This window comes from Roseateles sp., assembly GCF_036486225.1.
Lineage (GTDB): Bacteria > Pseudomonadota > Gammaproteobacteria > Burkholderiales > Burkholderiaceae_C > Roseateles.
On the sequence record NZ_DASVNZ010000088.1, the window covers coordinates 12576 to 28464 of the forward strand.

Genomic DNA, 15889 nt, shown 5'->3' on the forward strand with positions numbered 1-15889 from the left:
CCTTCAGCAGTCTGTGCTGCGTTCTTTTCACAGGCCATCATCGCGTGACCACAAGGAAGATCCATGGTCGCAAGGAAGCACCCGTTACCCCTGGCCGCAAGCACGCGAGCGAACACCGATGAAGCACGTGACCGCATCAATTGGAATTACCACGAGCGTCACGACGGAAAGAACGCCGTGATCTCCGAATGGAGGAACACCGTCCAGAAAAAAGTCCGCGTCAAGATGGACCGTTCGCTGGACCAACTGCGTCAGATGCCGAAAGTCGAGTGGCACAAGCCAGCCCCGGCAAGCAACATTGGTGATCACATATACGTGATACGCTTCACCGACCAGACCGGCATGCAGATCCGCGTCTTCGGACACTTCCACGACCCTCACAAAGCGTTCGTGATGACCTTCGTCGGTCACGAAAAGGACGGCAAATATGTCCCAGCAAACTATCAAGAACTGGCGCAAGGACACCGCGCCCATTGTTCAGATCAGTTTCAAAAGCGAACCCAACCGTACGGGGACCGCTGTGCGTTTTGCGCTGCCGGCGACTTCCCCATCCGGCACTGAGCCATCGAGCGCGACGGGATTGCTGCAGCAACGCAGCGAATGGCGCGACAAGGAGTACCGCGATCTGTACATGGAAGAGGCGGTCGATCAAGGCATCGCATGGCAGATCAGGATCAACCGTGAACGTCGCGGCCTTTCCCAGAAGAGGCTTGCGGAAACCCTGGGGACGCAGCAGTCCGCAGTGTCTCGACTCGAGGACCCGGACTACGGTGCGCATAGTCTGGACACCTTGAAGGAGCTGGCGCGCGCATTCGACTGCGCCCTGCTGCTGAAGCTCGTCCCCTATTCCGTCCTTGCTTCAGAACGCGAGCACCTCTCTCCCGACGACCTCTACGCCCCCCCGTTCACTGCAGAAGTTCCGGAGCAAACATGAAGACGAAGCAGGACGGCAACCAAGTGCTTTACGCGGATCAACCGGCGGAACTGTCTCTCGGCCCGTTCGTGTCGCGGCTGACTCTTGGCATCGTCGAGAGTCGATCTGATGCGCCAATACCGGTGCTGTCGTTTGCGATGCCAACCACCGCGCTATTGCAGATGGCCAAGGACATCATTCTGCAGATCGAGAGCCCCTCATTCGCTGTGGGTGCGGCACGATCGTTGGCGCTTGCGGCGGATGTTCTGACGCTCGGCATCGGCGACATCGACTCCGTGCCGGGAGCAAAGGACGGTACGCCGAGACGGACGGCAAAAGGGCGATCGACCTCCGCTCGCCGCACCGCCCCCCGGAAGTAGGACGGAGAAAACACCAGCGGCCCTGTGCCGCCTTGGCTGCTGCATGCCCCTTCACCGAGGGATCTGATACACCTTCACGTACTCGACCTCGTACCCGATCGGGAAGATCTTGTCGTCGATCTCGCCGCCGAGGTCGCCGCCGATCGCGAGGTTGAGGATCAGGAACTGCGGCTTGTCGAACGGCCATTGCGCCGTTCCCTGGCCCAGGTTCGGATACGCCGCGTGCACCTGGCCGTCGATGCCGAAGCGGATCTCCTTGGGCGTCCACAGCATCTGGTAGTTGTGGAACCCGCCGCAGGCCGTGGCGAGCTTCCTGCCATCGCCGACGCCGTGTCCGCCATGGCCCGACGTCGTGTGCACCGTGCTGAAGACCCAGTCCGGCTTCTGCCCCATGTGTTCGAGGATGTCGAGTTCCCCCGACGCCGGCCAATCGCCCTGGCTGCCGAGCGTCCAGATCGCCGGCCACGTGCCCTGGCCGCAGGGCAGCTTGGCGCGGATCTCGAAGTAGCCGTAGGTCCACTCGGCCTTGCCCTTGGTGATCAGCCGCGTGGAGGTGTACTTCTGCCCGCCCCAGTCGGGCGCCGCGGACAAGGACTCCTTGCGCGCCGTGATCACCAGCCGGCCGCCTTTCAGCGCGGCGTTCTCCGCACGGGGACCCGAGTAGTACTGCTTCTCCCGGTTGTGCCAGCCTTGCTTGTTCATGCCGGTGTCGTAGGCCCACTTCGACTCGTCAGGCAGCGCGCCCTTGTCGAATTCGTCAGACCACACCAGCGTGTACCCCGCCGGCAGTCCGATCGGACCCGTCGCGGCGCCGCCCTTCCCCGTCGCGGTCTGCGCCTGCGCGAACGCCGCGCCGCCGTCGATCGCCAAGGCCGCCAGCAGGGGCACGGCGGCCCAGCGCCGCGTCAGTCGTTGCTTCATGAACCAGGTCTCCGTACTTGTTGGAATTCAGCGCTTCGCGCGCCGCTGCAGCAGCTGCTCGGCATCCGCCAGCGCCACCTTGATCGTCTTCTGTCCGCGCAGCACCTTGTCGAGCTCGGTCTGCACGACCTCCTCCGCGAACTTGGCCTGCTTGTGCACCGGCAGCGCGGTGATGCGCAGCGCGTCGTCTCGCCACAGCAGCCGCGCGCGCTGCCCGCCGAGGAAGTCCACCGGCTCGCTGAAGAACGGGTCGTCGTGGACGTCCCGCAGCGCGGGGAAGGCATCGTAGGACTTGAACGCCTGCAGCTGCCGCTGCGGGTCCAGCGTCATCATCTGGATGAAGCGCCAGGCGAGCAGCTTGCGCGACGGCGCCGACTTCCTCGCGATCGCGTAGAAGGTGCCGCCGTACGGCGCGTGCGAGCCGCCGGGCAGCGAGGACGCACGCCACAGGCCCCTGGTCTCCGGCGCGATGAAGGCGTTGAGCTGGCCGACCAGCCAGGCGCCCGACAGCTCGGTCGCCAGACGCCCTTGCTTGAAGCCCGCGCCCCAGTCGTTGGACCACGCCGGCACCTTCGCGTCGAGGCCCTTCTGCCGCGCCCGCAGCGACACCTCGAACGCGCGCTCGAAGCGCGGCGAGTTCACCAGCACGCGGGATTCGGTGTCGAAGTAGATGCCCTCGCCCGGCTTCAGGCCGTCGGCGATCAGGATGTCCTTGATCTCCTGCACGTTGGCGATCAGGTAGGCGCCGGTGCGCGACTTGATGCGCTCGCCGGTCGCGACGTAGTTGTCCCAGCTGCTCGTCAATTCCTCCGGCGCGACCCCGGCGCGCTCGAGGATGTCCTTGCGGTAGAGCATGGTGCCCGGCCCGATGTCCGCGGGCACCGCGACCACCGCGCCGCTGCGCGCGACCGCCTGGTCGTAGGCATACGGCACGAGCCGCTGGCGGAAGGCCTCGACGCCGAACGGCGACGGCCGCAGGTCTTCCAGCCCGCCGCCCTGCGCGAAGCGGCCGACGAAGCTCGATTCCAGCGCCATCACGTCGGGCAGTCCCACGGCCGTCGACAGCGCGGTCGTCATCGCCGTGTGGTGGTCCGTGTACTGCCGCATCAGGATGCGCAGCTCCACGTCCGGATGCATCGCCTGCCACGCGGGGATCGCCGCCTTCGCGATCTCGTCCATCAGCGGGAAGGCCGCGATGGTCAGCACCTCGCGCGTCTGCGCCAGCGCCGGCACCACGAGCATGCCGGACCACGCCGGCGTCGTCATCGCCGCGAGCATGCCGCGGCGGGTCAATCCCTGGCGGATGCGACCGCCCTCTCCGTCGTTCGCGCTCAAAAGTCGAGCTCCATCGTCATGACCGTGCCTTCGCTGATCGAGCCGCCGGTCGGCGGCCGCAGGTAGACGCCGAAGCGCGAGGCCTGTCCCGGCCAGCGCTGCGCGCTGAGCGCCGCGATCGCCGCGTCCACGCCGGCCTGCACCTCGCCGCTGTCCGGATCGACGTTGGGCACGATGCAGCGCTCGCAGGGCGCCGCGTGCGTCATGCGACGCCACCAGCCCTCGCCGTCCCGCCAGACCAGCTGCAAGAGGTGTTCCTCGACGAACGGCACCAGCGCCTCCTGCATGCCGCGCAGCACGAGGTTGGGTCTCAGCCGACGCACGTCGACACGGGCGCGATCCAGGGCGGCGAGCTGCTCGTTGAGCTCGATCACCGATCCCGTGGAGACCGCGTGCAGCGCGTTCGGCGCCGTCGCCAGCGCCGCGCTCCGGTCGAGCTTCACCAGCCGGAGATCGTCGCCGGTGACCTCGCGCAGGAACTGCGCCGCCACAGCGCCGGCATCCCGGCCGCGATGGCTCACCATGCGGCGTTCTTCCGGGTTCCAGATCAGGGCGTAAGTCGATGCGCCCTCCGCTTCGCGCGACAGGCGCAGCGGTTGCTGCCCCTGTGCGCGCAGCAGCAGCGCGTCGTCCAGCAGCTTCGGCTGCACCAGCGCGAGCTTCGGATGCGAGCCGAGCCAGGCCAGCTCGCCGCGCGCATCGACGACGATCCATTCGCGGTCGCCGACGATCCGGCCGTCCGCGTCGAAGCGCAGGTCGGACACGCGCACGCCGGCGCAGGATTTCACCGGATACACGTACAGCGCCTCGACGCAGGCATAGGCCGTGGAGGACGTCGCGGAGGACGTCCCCGAGCGATCGCCGTGGATGGCGGCCATGGCGGCGAGGGCGGAGTGCCGGTCCACGTCGCCCTCAGCGCGGCAGCACGTAGGTCGCGATGCAGCGCGGCGGCAGCGCCGCGACGCCCGCCTGGCCGTCGATGCGCAGCGAGAAGCGGTGTTCCCGCTCGCTGCGGTTCATGACGACGACGGCGACGCTGCCGTCCTCGTTGACGGCCGCGGTGCATTCGAGGTCCTGGCTGCTCGCCGAGCACAGCACGCGGAAGGCGCCCGGCTTGATGAAGCGGCTGAAGTGGCCGAGATAGTCGTACGAGCTCTGCGGCATCAGCCGGTTCTGCTCGCGGTCCGCGAGCATGGGCGCGCTGCACAGGTTGCCGACATGGTTCGGACCACCGGTCTCGTCGAGCAGCAGGTTCCAGTCGATCCAGCCCACGGTCCAGCGGTTCAGGTCGTTGAGGATGCTGCGGCCGTAGCGCTCGCCGGTGTTCCACGAGCCGATGTGCGGGCCGCCCTCCTGGCAGCCTTCGGTGAACAGCAGCTGCTTGTCGGGATACGCGTCGTGCAGCAGGCCGACGTGGTCGAAATGGTCCTCGACGTACCAGTGGAAGCCGCAGCCCCAGACGTACTTCGACGCCTCGGGGTCCGAGTACACGATGTCCGCGCGCTGCACCATCTGGTCGCGGTTGTGGTCCCAGATGACGACCTTGATGCGCTGCAGCCCGGCCGCATGCAAGGCGGGGCCGAGGTGGTCGCGGACGAAGTCGCGTTCCTCCTCCGCGGTGTAGACGCAGGAATCCCAGCGTTGCACGGCGTCGGGTTCGTTCTGCACGGACACGCCCCAGACGGGCACGCCTTCGGCCTCATAGGCCTGGATGAACTTCACGTAGCACTGCGCCCAGGCCTTCGCGTACTGCGGCAGCAGCTTGCCGCCGTTGTTCATCTCGCCGTTGGTCTTCATCCACGCGGGCGGGCTCCAGGGCGAGACCAGCAGCTTCATCGGTCCGGGCGCGACCTTCATCGCCGCCTGGATCATCGGCAGCAACGCGCGGCGGTCGCGGTCGATGTTGAAGTGCGCCAGCGCCTCATCGCCCGGGACTTCCGCATGCGCGTAGTTGCCCAGCGAGAAGTCGCAGCTGTTCATGTGGACGCGGTTGAACGTGTAGCCGTGGCCCGCGTTGACATCGAAGTAGGCGCGCAGCAGTGCGTTGGCCTCGGCGGGCGGCAGCTTCTGCCAGGTGGTCGCGGAGGCTTCGGTGAACGCGCCGCCGAAGCCCTCGATCCGCTGGAAGCGCCGGGCGCTGTTGACGACCAGCTTGGGCATGCCGGCGATCGCGGCATCGGCCATCAATTGAGCCACCGGTTGAAGCGCGAGTTCAGGCTGCGTCGCCAGGCGTGTCGAGCTTGCCAGGTCCGCGCCTTTGGCGGACAGCGTCCATTGCAGGGACGCGCGTGCGCCCGCTGAAGTTGTCTCCGTCATCGAACTACCTTTTGTTGTCTTGGTCAGGCCAGCGCTTGAAAGCGCTTTCATGATCAGAGCATAGAGGCAGTCGCGGCGACGGTCAATTCAGGGATGGCCCGGAGGCCGGCGTCACTTCTCCGGGTACGCCTTCCGCAGCGCCTCGTACTGCGCCTTCGTGATCGGCATCATCGAGCCGTGGCGCAGCTGCGCGGGCATCTCGAAGCGGTCCCATTCCTTGCGGCGGGAGTTGCCCCACACCTCCACCCACGGGCCTTCCAGGCGTGGCGCCATCGACAGCCCATAGCCGTTCCCCGCGTACTGCTCGTAGTACAGCAACCAGTCGACGCCGTTGGGCGCGCGCACCAGCGTCGGCGCCTCGCGGAACGCGGGACTCAGCGCCGGACCGGGCTCCGGATACGGCCCGAGCAGTTCCTGCGCGCAGCTCATGCGGATCGTCTTGCCCGTCGTCCAGATGTAGGACGGATAACGCTCGTCCTTGATCACCGCGCAGTAGCCGCCTTCCGGATTCGCGATCAGGAAGGTGTCGATGGTCGCGATCTCCCACTTGAACAGCCGCTTGGGCGGCGCGTCGAAACGCTTCAGGTCCGGCGACAGCGCGTAGAGCGTGCGCTGGCTCGACCAGTAGCGTTCGGGGTCCTCCGGCACGCCGGGCACCGTCGCCGTGTGCCACAGCACGACGAACTGATTCGACGGCTTGTCGAAGTAGATCTTCGGCGCGCCGATGCGCTGCATCGCGTTGGGCAGGCCCGCGACCTTCGACAGGTCCGGCCGGTACGTACCAAACACCTGCCACTTGATCAGGTCGTCCGAGACCCAGAAACGGATGTCCGGATCGTCGTCGCTCTTGTTGCCGACGAGATAGAAGCGCCCGTCCGGGCCCTGGGCGATCGACGGATGGCCGTGGTATTCCTCGTTGACGGCCTTGCCGCCGTTGAGCTTGGTCCAGTGCAAGCCGTCGAGGCTCACCGCGTAGTGCAGCACGCCGTAGCGCGCGTCGGTCATGTGAGCGAAGAGGTAGGCCTCGGGGCCGGTCTTCGCGAGTGCGGCCGCGCTCGGCGGACCGGCCGTGTGGGCCGGGTTCGCCACGACGGCGGGCTGCGCCGAGGACGGCAAGGCCGTTGCCGCCGTCTGTGCCGAAGCACCGCACGAAGCCACCACCGCGGCCATCGCCAGGATCGCGCCCGCAAGCGCCCGGATTCGTGTCATGTTTCTCTCCTTGTTGTCACTGCTGAATCGATCCCGGTCGATGGTTTCTCAACGCATCATCAAGGCGCCATCACGGCGCCGAGATCGCCCATCGCTGGCAGTCGCCGCCCAGCCATTCCCATTGCTGGACCTTGGCGCCGTTGGTCGTCGAACATGCGTCCACGTCGAGCACGCGACCGCTGTTCTTGTTGATGAAGCGCCAGTAACCGGCGCCGACGTTCTCGATGCCCCAGCGCTGCGTGGCCGCGTTGTTGGAAGTCCACTGCCGCACCTGCGCGCCCATCGCCAGCGAGGCGTCCTGCACTTCGAGCTTCAGACCGCTGTTCACCGAGGTCAGCTCGTAGAAGCCGTCCGAGGTCGCGGTGACATTCCAGCGCTGGCAGTTGGCGCCGCTGTAGGGCCACTGCTGCACCAGGCCGCCGGCGGCGGTCGAGCAGCCCGCCACGTCCAGCGCTTGAGCGCTGTGCTTCGCGATCACCTTGTAGGTGCCGTTGGCGACGCTGTTCGGGCTGACGCGTTCGAACTTCCAGCGCTGGCAGTCGCCGCCGATCCAGCTCCATTGCTGGACCTTGGTCCCCGCCGTCGTCGAGCACGCGTCCACGTCCAGCACCAGATTGCTGTTCTTGTTGATGACGCGGAAGTAGCCGTCGCCGACCGGCTCGATGCGCCACTTCTGGCAGTTGTTGTTGACCGCCGTCCAGGTCTGCACCTTGCCGCCGTTGGTCGTCGAACAGCCGTCGACATCGAGCTGCTGACCGCTGTGCTGTGCCGTGAGCGTGTAGTCGCCGTTGCCGGTGTTGGTCACGCGCCAGCGCTGGCAGTCGCCGCCGACCCAGCTCCACTGCTCGATCTGCGTGCCGGCCGCCGTGGAGCAGCCCGTCACGTCGAGCACCTGCCCGCTGTGCTTCGCCACCAGACGGTAGACGCCGTCCGCGACCGGGTGGTTCAGCGGCGCGCTCGCGAACTGCACGCGACAGGCGATGTTGGCCATCTGCAGCACGCGCGTCCCGTCCGCAGAGGGCAGCAGCTGGCTGCTGTAGTTGCTGCACGGATCGGTGCCGGTGTTCGGCGTCACCAGCGGCGCGGCGGACTCCGTCCACTGCCCTGCCCCGCCGTTCGTGTTGAACATGTAGATGCGGCCGTTGACGTCGTCGTTGATCGCGTTGCCGGCGTTGCGGCGCACGATCTGGCCGATCAGCAGCAGGCGCCCCTGCGCGCTGCCGTCGTTCATCCACGACACCGTCGGCGCGTGTGAGAAATGGTTGCCCGCCGTCGACTCGACGCGCGTGCCCATGTTGCTCGCCGTGCCCCAGCTGCTGCCGTTGGACGAGGTCCGGAGATACACGTCGCAGCTGCGCGAGCCGCAGATCTCGTAGCTCATCACGTAGCTGCCGTTGGGCAGCTTGCGCACGATGGGCATGCCGGGGCGCAGGTCGCCGTTGTCGCTGATGCCGACGTCGATCGTGTCCGCGCTCCAGGTGAGGCCGCCGTCGGTCGAGACCTTGTGCGCGATCAGTTGGTTGAAGCCGCCGGACTTGTACTCCTCGCTCGAATAGAACATCAGCAGCCGGCCGGCGCTGTCGACGGAGAACTCCGGCTCCCAGGTGCCGACGCTGCCGGTCGCCGCGATCGCATGCGAGGTCCAGGTCCGTCCGACGTCCGTGCTGCGATAGATGCGGATCGAGTACGCGCTGCCGTTGCGCGTCGTCGTCGCCCAGAAGAGCGTGCCCGGTGCGGTCGATCCGAGCTGCTGCGGCACCTCCCACATCCCGCTGCAGCAGTGCCAGGGCTCGGGCACCGTGACGCTGCCGACCTGGGTCCAGGTCGCGCCCTGGTTGGTGCTCTCGTAGATCAGCGACTGTGCGCCGCCGAGGTCGTAGGACGCGATCAGGCGCCCGTTGGCGCCGCCACTGGCCGCCAGCCGGATCATCCGCGGATAGAAGCTGTCCTGGTTGCCCAGGACCGTCTCCGCCGCCTGCGACGGCCCGGCGACGAAGGCCGTCGCCGCCATCACCATCGCGAGCAGCCAGCGCCACCCACTCCAAGCGAACTTGCTCATGCGTGTCTCCATGTGCGGCCTCGCGGGCCGCGTTGCTGTCGTCGATCGGCGAGGTAAGCGGCGCCGGTCAGGGGATTGGGGCGGCTCTGCGGCCGCCGCCGGGTCAGGTCTTCACCGGATCGATGCCGATCCGAAGCGGTCGTTCATCGGCCGTCGATCAACGCCTTGTTGGCCTTGCTCACGCGGTCGAAGTCCAGCTTCTTCACGCGGCGGTCGTAGGTGAAGAAGCCGTTGAGCTCCTCCTCGACGTCCGTCGTCTCCGTGTAGATCGCGGCGCTCAAGCCCTTGTCCGCGCGGAAGCCGCGCAGCTTGTCGATCTGCGCGACATAGGCGTCGTTGATCGCGGCCGCGCTGTCGAACAGGTGGTAGCAGCACTTCGATTCGGGGCGGTACATGTGGCCGGGTACCTTCAGGCTGTTGCCGCCGTACTCGCCGAGCACGGCGATGCGCCACGGCTGGTAGGTCGGCGCCGCGGGACCGGGGTAGTCGTGCAGGTCGATCAGGTCGCCGCCGCCTTCGTCATGCGGCGCGAAGTTGATGCCGGAGTGCGCATTGATCAGCCGCGTCGGATCCATCGCCCGGAACTGCGCGGCCATGCGGCGGTGCTCGAAGTCGCCCCAGCTCTCGTTGAAGATCACCCAGGTGACGATGGACGTCTCCGAGCGCAGCTGGTCGACGATCTCGCGCCACTCGACCTCGGTCTTCGCGCGCACGGCCAGATCGGTCTCCGCATCCCACGCCTGCGGCATGTCCTGCCACACCAGCAGGCCGAGCTTGTCCGCGTAGTGGAACCAGCGCGCCGGCTCCACCTTGATGTGCTTGCGGACCATGTTGAAACCGAGCTTCTTCGTCTCTTCAAGGTCGAAGCGCAGGGCGGCGTCGGTCGGCGCGGTGTAGAGGCCGTCCGGCCAGAAGCCCTGGTCCAGCGGGCCGAACTGAAAGACGAACTTGCCGTTCAGCAGCGGACGCGGCACGCCGTCGATCATGCCGACCTCGATGCTGCGCATGCCGAAGTAGCTGTCGACCTGGTCGACCACCTTGCCGTCGCGGCGCAGCGTGACCTTCAGGTCGTAGAGGAAGGGATCGTCGGGCGACCACAGCCGCGGCTGCGGCACGGGCAGCGAGAGCGCCTTGTCGGCGGCGCCGCGCACGCGGCCGACGACCTGACCGTCCTTGAGCGCGACCGCTTCGACCTGGAGTCCCTTCGTCTCCCCCACGCGCACGGTCAGCGCGAGTCGCTGTTCGCCGACCACCGGCGCCATGTCGAGCTTCGCGATGTGCGCCTGGCCCACCGGCTCCAGCCACACCGTCTGCCAGATGCCGGAACTCGGCGTGTAGAAGATCCCGCCCGGCTTCAGCGACTGCTTGCCGAGCGTGCCGTCGTTGGTGCTCGGGTCGAAGGCGGCGACGACCACCTCGTTGCGGCCCGGCTTGAGCAGGGGCGTGATGTCGAAACCGAACGAGGTGTAGCCGCCCTCGTGCTGACCGACGCGCGTGCCGTTGACGTAGATCGTGGCGAGACGATCGACTGCGCCGAAGTTGATGCGGACACGTTGGCTCTTCCACGCGGCGGGGACCTCGAAGCTGCGGCGGTACCAGAGGTTCACCTCGCCCAGGCGCTCGACGCCGGAGAGCATCGATTCCACCGGATACGGCACGCGGACGCGCTCGGTCTTCTCGGGGAAGCGTGGCGCGGCGCTCGGCGCAAGACGCGCATCCGGCGCGCCCTTCCCGCCCCAGTAATCCCACTGGCCGTTGAGGTTGAGCCACTCAGCACGGACCAGCTGCGGGCGCGGGTACTCCGGGAACGGCACGGCGGCCTTCAGGGCCTCGTCGGTCCACGGCGTGGTCAGGCGCACATGCGGCGCGGGCGCGACGACGGCCTGCGCGTCCTGCGTGGGCTGGGCCACCGCAGTCGTGGCGGTCATGGCCGTGGTTGCGAAGGCGGCGACCGTCGCGAGCATCGCGGCGATCCGGGCGGAAGACTTCGATGACATCGATCAGTTCCTCGTTGTTCGGATGAAGACGTTCAGGGATTCAGACGCGTCGCGTCGAGCGACCGTGCCAGAGCACCATCACGCGCTGCAGTCCGCAGAAGAGCCCCAGCAGCGCGCCGATGACGATGCGGGTCCACCAGGAGCTCAAGGTGCCGTCGAACAGGATCAGCGTCTGGATCAGGCCCAGCATCAGCACGCCGGTCAGCGCGCCCAGCACGTGGCCGATGCCGCCGCTGAGCAGCGCGCCGCCGATGACGACTGCGGCGATCGCGTCGAGTTCCAGTCCCTGCGCGTGCAGGCCGTAGCCCGACAGCGTGTAGATGCCGAAGAGCACGCCGCCGAGCGCCGCGCAGCCGCCGCTGAGCGCGTAGACGCCGATGCGGGTGGCGGCGACGGGCAGGCCCATGAGGCGAGCGGAGGTCTCCTGCCCACCGAGCGCGAAGACGGCGCGTCCGAACGGGGTGGACCGCGACACGGCCACCGCCAGCGCGAGCACGGCGAGCGCGCAGACAGCGCCCGGTGTGATCTCGCCGAGCGGTCCGAGCGACCAGCGCGACTGCGACCAGGCGGTGAGCGTCGCATCGGTGATGGGGATCGAATCGACGCTGAGCAGGTAGCAGAGCCCACGCGCGAGGAAGAGCCCGGCGAGCGTCACGATGAAGGGCGGGATCGCAAAGACGTGGATCACCGCGCCCATCGCGGCACCGAACGCGGCGCCGCCGAGCAGCAGCAGCGGAATCAGTACCAGTGGCGACAGGTGCGCGCGCTCAACGCCGAGCGCCAGCAGCATCGTCGTCAACGCCACGACCGAGCCCACCGACAGGTCGATGCCGCCGGACAGGATCACGAAGCTCATGCCGACGGCGACGACCAGCAGGAAGGCGTTGTCGATCAGCAGGTTCAGCAAGACCTGGCTGGCCAGCAATCCTGGATACGCCGAGGCGCCTGCCAGCGTGCCGACGACCAGCAGCAGCACGGAGGCCCAACTCGGCAGGTCGCGGGCGTGGACGAGCGAACGGGCGTGGAGGAGGGAGCGCGCCTTCATGACGTCGCTCCCGCGCGCCGCTGCCAGCGCTCGCGCCAGGCGCGCCACGCCGGCGCCTGACTGATCGACACGGCGAAGACGACGGCGGCCTTCACGACGAGCGTGACCTCGGGGGCGATGCCCAACGCGTAGATGCTGGTCGTCAGCGTCTGGATGATCAGCGCGCCCAGCAGGCTGCCGCGCAGGCTGAACCGGCCGCCCAGCAGCGAGGTGCCGCCGAGCGCCACCGCGAGGATCGCGTCGAGTTCCAGCATCAGCCCCGCGTTGTTGGCGTCGGCGCTCTTGATGTTGGCGCTGATCATCAGACCGGCCACGCCGGCGCAGAGGCCGCAGGCGATGTAGACCGCCAGCATCAGACCGGCGGCGTGAACGCCGGCCAGCCGTGCGGCAGCCGGGTTGGCGCCGCTGGCTTGGAGGAACAGGCCGAGCGCCGTCCGGTGCTTCAGCAGGCCGAACAGCGCGGCGACGCCGAGAGCGATCCAGGGTGCGAACGGCAGTCCCAGCAGAAAGCCGCTGCCGAGGAAGAAATACGGCTCGTGATAGATGGTGATGATCTGGCCGTCGGTGATCAGTTGCGCAATGCCGCGGCCTGCGACCATCAGGATCAAGGTCGCGATGATCGGCTGGATGCCGCCGGCGACGACGAGCAGGCCGTTGAACAGGCCGCACAGCGCCGCCGCGCCGAGCGCGCCGAGGATCGCCGCCGTCATCGGCATCGTGGCGCCCTCGTGCGTCACCAGCGACGCCGCCACCGCGCCCGCGATCGCAACCACCGCGCCGACCGAGATGTCGATCCCGCGCACCGCGATCACCAGCGTCATGCCCATCGCGACGACCATCAGCGGCGCTGCGCGGTTCAGGATGTCGATCAGCGGTCCGTAGGCGTGGCCGTCCTGCCAGCGCAGGCTGAGGAACTGCGGATTCAGGATCGCGTTCAGCGTCCAGAGGGCGAGCAGGACGTAGGCGGCGTGACGAGCGCCAGCGTGGTGGTCCGCGTCTCGCCTCGGACGAGGGGCGCGCGCGTCGAGGGTGGCGTCCGCGTCCGCGGCACGCCGCCAGCGACGCAGGAAGGCGGGGGCGCTCATGCGTGGACCTCCGCGGCGCCCGCCATCACGTACAGCAGGCGGTCCTCGTCGAGGCCGCGCGCGTCGAGCTCCGCCACCTGGCGGCGCTCGCGCAGCACGGTGATGCGGTCGCTCGCGCGCAGGACTTCGGGCAGCTCCGACGAGATGAAGATCAAGGCCATGCCTTGCCGGCACAGCGACATCACCTGATCCATCAGGTCCTGCTTCGCGGCGATGTCGATGCCGCGGGTGGGTTCGTCGAGGATCAGCAGCCGCGGCGTCGTCGCGAGCCAGCGCGCGAGGATTGCCTTCTGCTGGTTGCCGCCGGAGAGCAGGCCGATGGGCGTCTCCGCGTCGGCGGTCTTGATGCCGAGTTGGGTGATGAAGCGTTGGGCGAGCTCGCGTTGCGCGGTGCCTGTCAGCGTTCTGAAGACGCCGCGTCTGGCTTGCAGGGCGAGCACGATGTTCTCGCGCACGCTCAGCTCGGAGACGATGCCGTCGACCTTGCGTTCTTCCGGGCAGAAGGCCATGCCGGCGCGAACCGCGTCGCGCGGGCTGCGCAGGCGCACGGCGGTGCCGTCGACGCGGATCTCGCCGGCGTCGGCGCGATCCGCGCCGAAGAGCAGGCGCGCGGTTTCGGTCCGGCCGGCGCCGAGCAGGCCCGCCAGGCCCAGCACTTCTCCGGCAGCCACGTGCAGATCGATGCCCTCGACCGCGCCACGGCGCCCAAGCCCAAGGGCGGCGAGGATCGACGGCCGCGGGCCCTCACCCCCACCCTCTCCCGCGGGCGGGCGAGGGGGGGGGTGAGGGCCAGCAGCCGTGGAAGTACTGAACTCTCGACCGAGCATGAGCGTCACGAGTTCCATGCGCGGCAGCTCCGACGCCGGCCGCTCCCCGACGAACTCGCCATTGCGGAACACCGTGAAGCGATCCGCCACCGCGTAGGCCTGGTCGAGGAAGTGGGTGACGAGCAGCACGGCGACGCCTTCTTCGCGGAGCTGTCGGATCATGGCGAGCAGCCGTGCCGTCTCGGCCTCGTCGAGGGACGAGGTGGGTTCATCGAGGATCAGCACCCTCGCCTGCTGATGCAGCGCGCGGGCGATGGCGATCATCTGCTGCACCGCCACCGGGAGATCGCCGAGCGGTCGCCTCAGGTCGGCCTGGATGCCGAGTCGTGCGAGCGCCGCGCCGGCCTCCTCGCGCACCTTGGGCCAGTCGATCGCCACGCCGCCCCAGCGGCGCGGGAAGCGACCCGCGAGCACGTTCTCCGCCACCGACAGATTCGGGCAGAGCTGGACTTCCTGATGCACGACCGCGATGCCTGCGCGCTGCGCCTCCAGCGGCGTGCGCGCGGCGAAGGCCACGCCGTCGAGCGCGATCGTGCCTGCATCGCGATCCTGCACCCCCGCGAGGATCTTGATCAGCGTCGACTTCCCCGCGCCGTTCTGCCCCATCAGGACCTGCACCTCGCCGGCGCGCAGCGTCAGCGCCGCGTTGACCAATGCGGGCACGCCGCGGAAGGCCTTGGCCACTCCGCGTGCTTCCAGCACGATGCTCATCAGTACTTCCGCTTGGGCAGTTCCTGCGCCGCGACCTCGGCGGGGAACACGCCCTCCTCGGTCACGATGCGGCGCGGCACGGTCTTGCCGGCCTTGAGGTCCTTCACCGTCTGCATCAGCTGCGGTCCGAGCAGCGGGCTGCACTCGACGGTCACGTTGAGCTTGCCCGCGACCATCGCCTGGAACGCGCCCTTCACGCCGTCGACGGAGATGATCAGGATGTCCTTGGCCGGCTTCAGCCCGGCTTCCTCGATCGCCTGGATCGCGCCGATCGCCATGTCGTCGTTATGCGCGTAGAGCACGTCGATGTTTCGACCCTCGGCCTTGAGGAAAGCCTCCATGACCTCCTTGCCCTTGGCGCGGCTGAAGTCGCCGGTCTGCGAGCGCACGATCTTCAGGCGCGGGTCGGCCTTGATGCCCTCCTCGAAACCCTTCTTGCGATCCAGTGCCGGCGCCGCGCCGACGGTGCCCTGCAGCTCGACGATGCGGATCTCCTTGCCGGCAGGACGGCTCTTGACCTTGTCGGTCAGCCACTTCGCCGCGCGGCGGCCTTCCTCGACGAAGTCGGAGCCCATGAAGGTGGCCCACAGCGTGGTGTCGGTCTCCTGTACCGTGCGGTCGGTCAGGATCACGGGGATGCCGGCGGCTTTCGCCTCACGCAGCACCGTGCCCCAGCCGGTCTCCACGACCGGCGAGAGCGCGATCACATCGACCTTCTGCGCGATGAAGGCGCGCAAGGCCTTGATCTGGTTCTCCTGCTTCTGCTGGGCATCGGCGAACTTGAGATCGATGCCGGCTTCCTTCGCCGAAGACTTGATCGAGGCGGAATTGGCGGTGCGCCATTCCGACTCGGCGCCGATCTGGGAGAAGCCGAGGACGATCTTCTTGTCGGCGGCGAACGCAGCGGGAATCGCGCCGAGCGCGGCGAGCGCACCCATGGCCACGGATCCCAGAACGAAACGGCGGCGTGCCGCCGGTCGAGCTTGACGCATGAAAACTCCTTTGTCTGCGACGGTCGCTGGCCCTCACCCCCGCCCTCTCCCGCAAGCGGGAGAGGGAGTCCGTCCGACGCTGCGCGCGACGCCAGCTCC

General features: G+C 68.1%; 14 protein-coding genes. 3 read left to right on the forward strand and 11 right to left on the reverse strand.

The annotated features are described in order from the left end of the window. Positions 1–63 precede the first annotated feature (63 nt). Genes VF536_RS06640 through VF536_RS06650 form a run of 3 tightly spaced genes read left to right on the forward strand, consistent with a single transcriptional unit; the run spans position 64 to position 1293 of the window. Positions 64–561, forward strand: a complete 498-nt coding sequence (locus VF536_RS06640; RefSeq protein WP_331614026.1) for a hypothetical protein — start codon at positions 64–66, stop codon at positions 559–561. A gap of 19 nt (positions 562–580) precedes the next feature. Continuing rightward, complete coding sequence (locus VF536_RS06645) at positions 581–934, forward strand: helix-turn-helix transcriptional regulator (protein ID WP_331614027.1); 354 nt, start codon at positions 581–583, stop codon at positions 932–934. Next, positions 931–1293 (forward strand): hypothetical protein, encoded by a 363-nt coding sequence (locus VF536_RS06650; protein WP_331614028.1) that lies wholly within the window; start codon positions 931–933, stop codon positions 1291–1293. Before VF536_RS06645 ends, VF536_RS06650 begins: the two co-directional genes overlap by 4 nt. 51 nt (positions 1294–1344) lie before the next feature. Here the strand turns inward: VF536_RS06650 and VF536_RS06655 are convergent, their stop codons facing one another. The 11 genes from VF536_RS06655 to VF536_RS06705 all read right to left on the reverse strand — a co-directional run bounded on the left by VF536_RS06655 (position 1345) and on the right by VF536_RS06705 (position 15736). Further along, on the reverse strand, positions 1345–2214 hold the full coding sequence (locus VF536_RS06655) for a glycoside hydrolase family 16 protein (protein ID WP_331614029.1): 870 nt from the start codon (positions 2212–2214) through the stop codon (positions 1345–1347). 27 nt (positions 2215–2241) lie between these two features. Then, the gene (locus VF536_RS06660) at positions 2242–3549 is read right to left on the reverse strand and encodes an extracellular solute-binding protein (protein WP_331614030.1); all 1308 of its coding nucleotides are present in this window, start codon (positions 3547–3549) and stop codon (positions 2242–2244) included. Next, a complete protein-coding gene (locus VF536_RS06665; protein ID WP_331614031.1) occupies positions 3546–4427 on the reverse strand; it encodes an MOSC domain-containing protein in 882 nt (293 codons plus the stop codon). Before VF536_RS06665 ends, VF536_RS06660 begins: the two co-directional genes overlap by 4 nt. Positions 4428–4461: 34 nt before the next feature. Then, positions 4462–5865, reverse strand: coding sequence for a glycoside hydrolase family 30 protein (locus tag VF536_RS06670; RefSeq protein ID WP_331614032.1), 1404 nt, complete (start codon positions 5863–5865; stop codon positions 4462–4464). 111 nt (positions 5866–5976) lie between these two features. Continuing rightward, complete coding sequence (locus tag VF536_RS06675; RefSeq protein WP_331614033.1) at positions 5977–7074, reverse strand: hypothetical protein; 1098 nt, start codon at positions 7072–7074, stop codon at positions 5977–5979. Between the two features lie 70 nt (positions 7075–7144). Further along, a complete protein-coding gene (locus VF536_RS06680) occupies positions 7145–9133 on the reverse strand; it encodes an RICIN domain-containing protein (protein ID WP_331614034.1) in 1989 nt (662 codons plus the stop codon). Between the two features lie 143 nt (positions 9134–9276). Next, positions 9277–11130 carry a glycoside hydrolase family 2 protein gene (locus VF536_RS06685; protein WP_331614035.1) on the reverse strand — a complete coding sequence of 618 codons (1854 nt, stop codon included), beginning with the start codon at positions 11128–11130 and terminating at the stop codon, positions 9277–9279. A gap of 40 nt (positions 11131–11170) precedes the next feature. Further along, positions 11171–12175 (reverse strand): galactofuranose ABC transporter, permease protein YjfF, encoded by a 1005-nt coding sequence (yjfF, locus tag VF536_RS06690; protein ID WP_331614036.1) that lies wholly within the window; start codon positions 12173–12175, stop codon positions 11171–11173. Continuing rightward, on the reverse strand, positions 12172–13260 hold the full coding sequence (locus VF536_RS06695; RefSeq protein ID WP_331614037.1) for an ABC transporter permease: 1089 nt from the start codon (positions 13258–13260) through the stop codon (positions 12172–12174). The genes yjfF and VF536_RS06695 overlap by 4 nt, the downstream gene beginning before the upstream one ends. After that, the gene (locus VF536_RS06700; RefSeq protein WP_331614038.1) at positions 13257–14798 is read right to left on the reverse strand and encodes a sugar ABC transporter ATP-binding protein; all 1542 of its coding nucleotides are present in this window, start codon (positions 14796–14798) and stop codon (positions 13257–13259) included. The genes VF536_RS06695 and VF536_RS06700 overlap by 4 nt, the downstream gene beginning before the upstream one ends. Continuing rightward, positions 14798–15736, reverse strand: coding sequence for an ABC transporter substrate-binding protein (locus VF536_RS06705; RefSeq protein WP_331614039.1), 939 nt, complete (start codon positions 15734–15736; stop codon positions 14798–14800). Before VF536_RS06705 ends, VF536_RS06700 begins: the two co-directional genes overlap by 1 nt. Positions 15737–15889 lie beyond the last annotated feature (153 nt).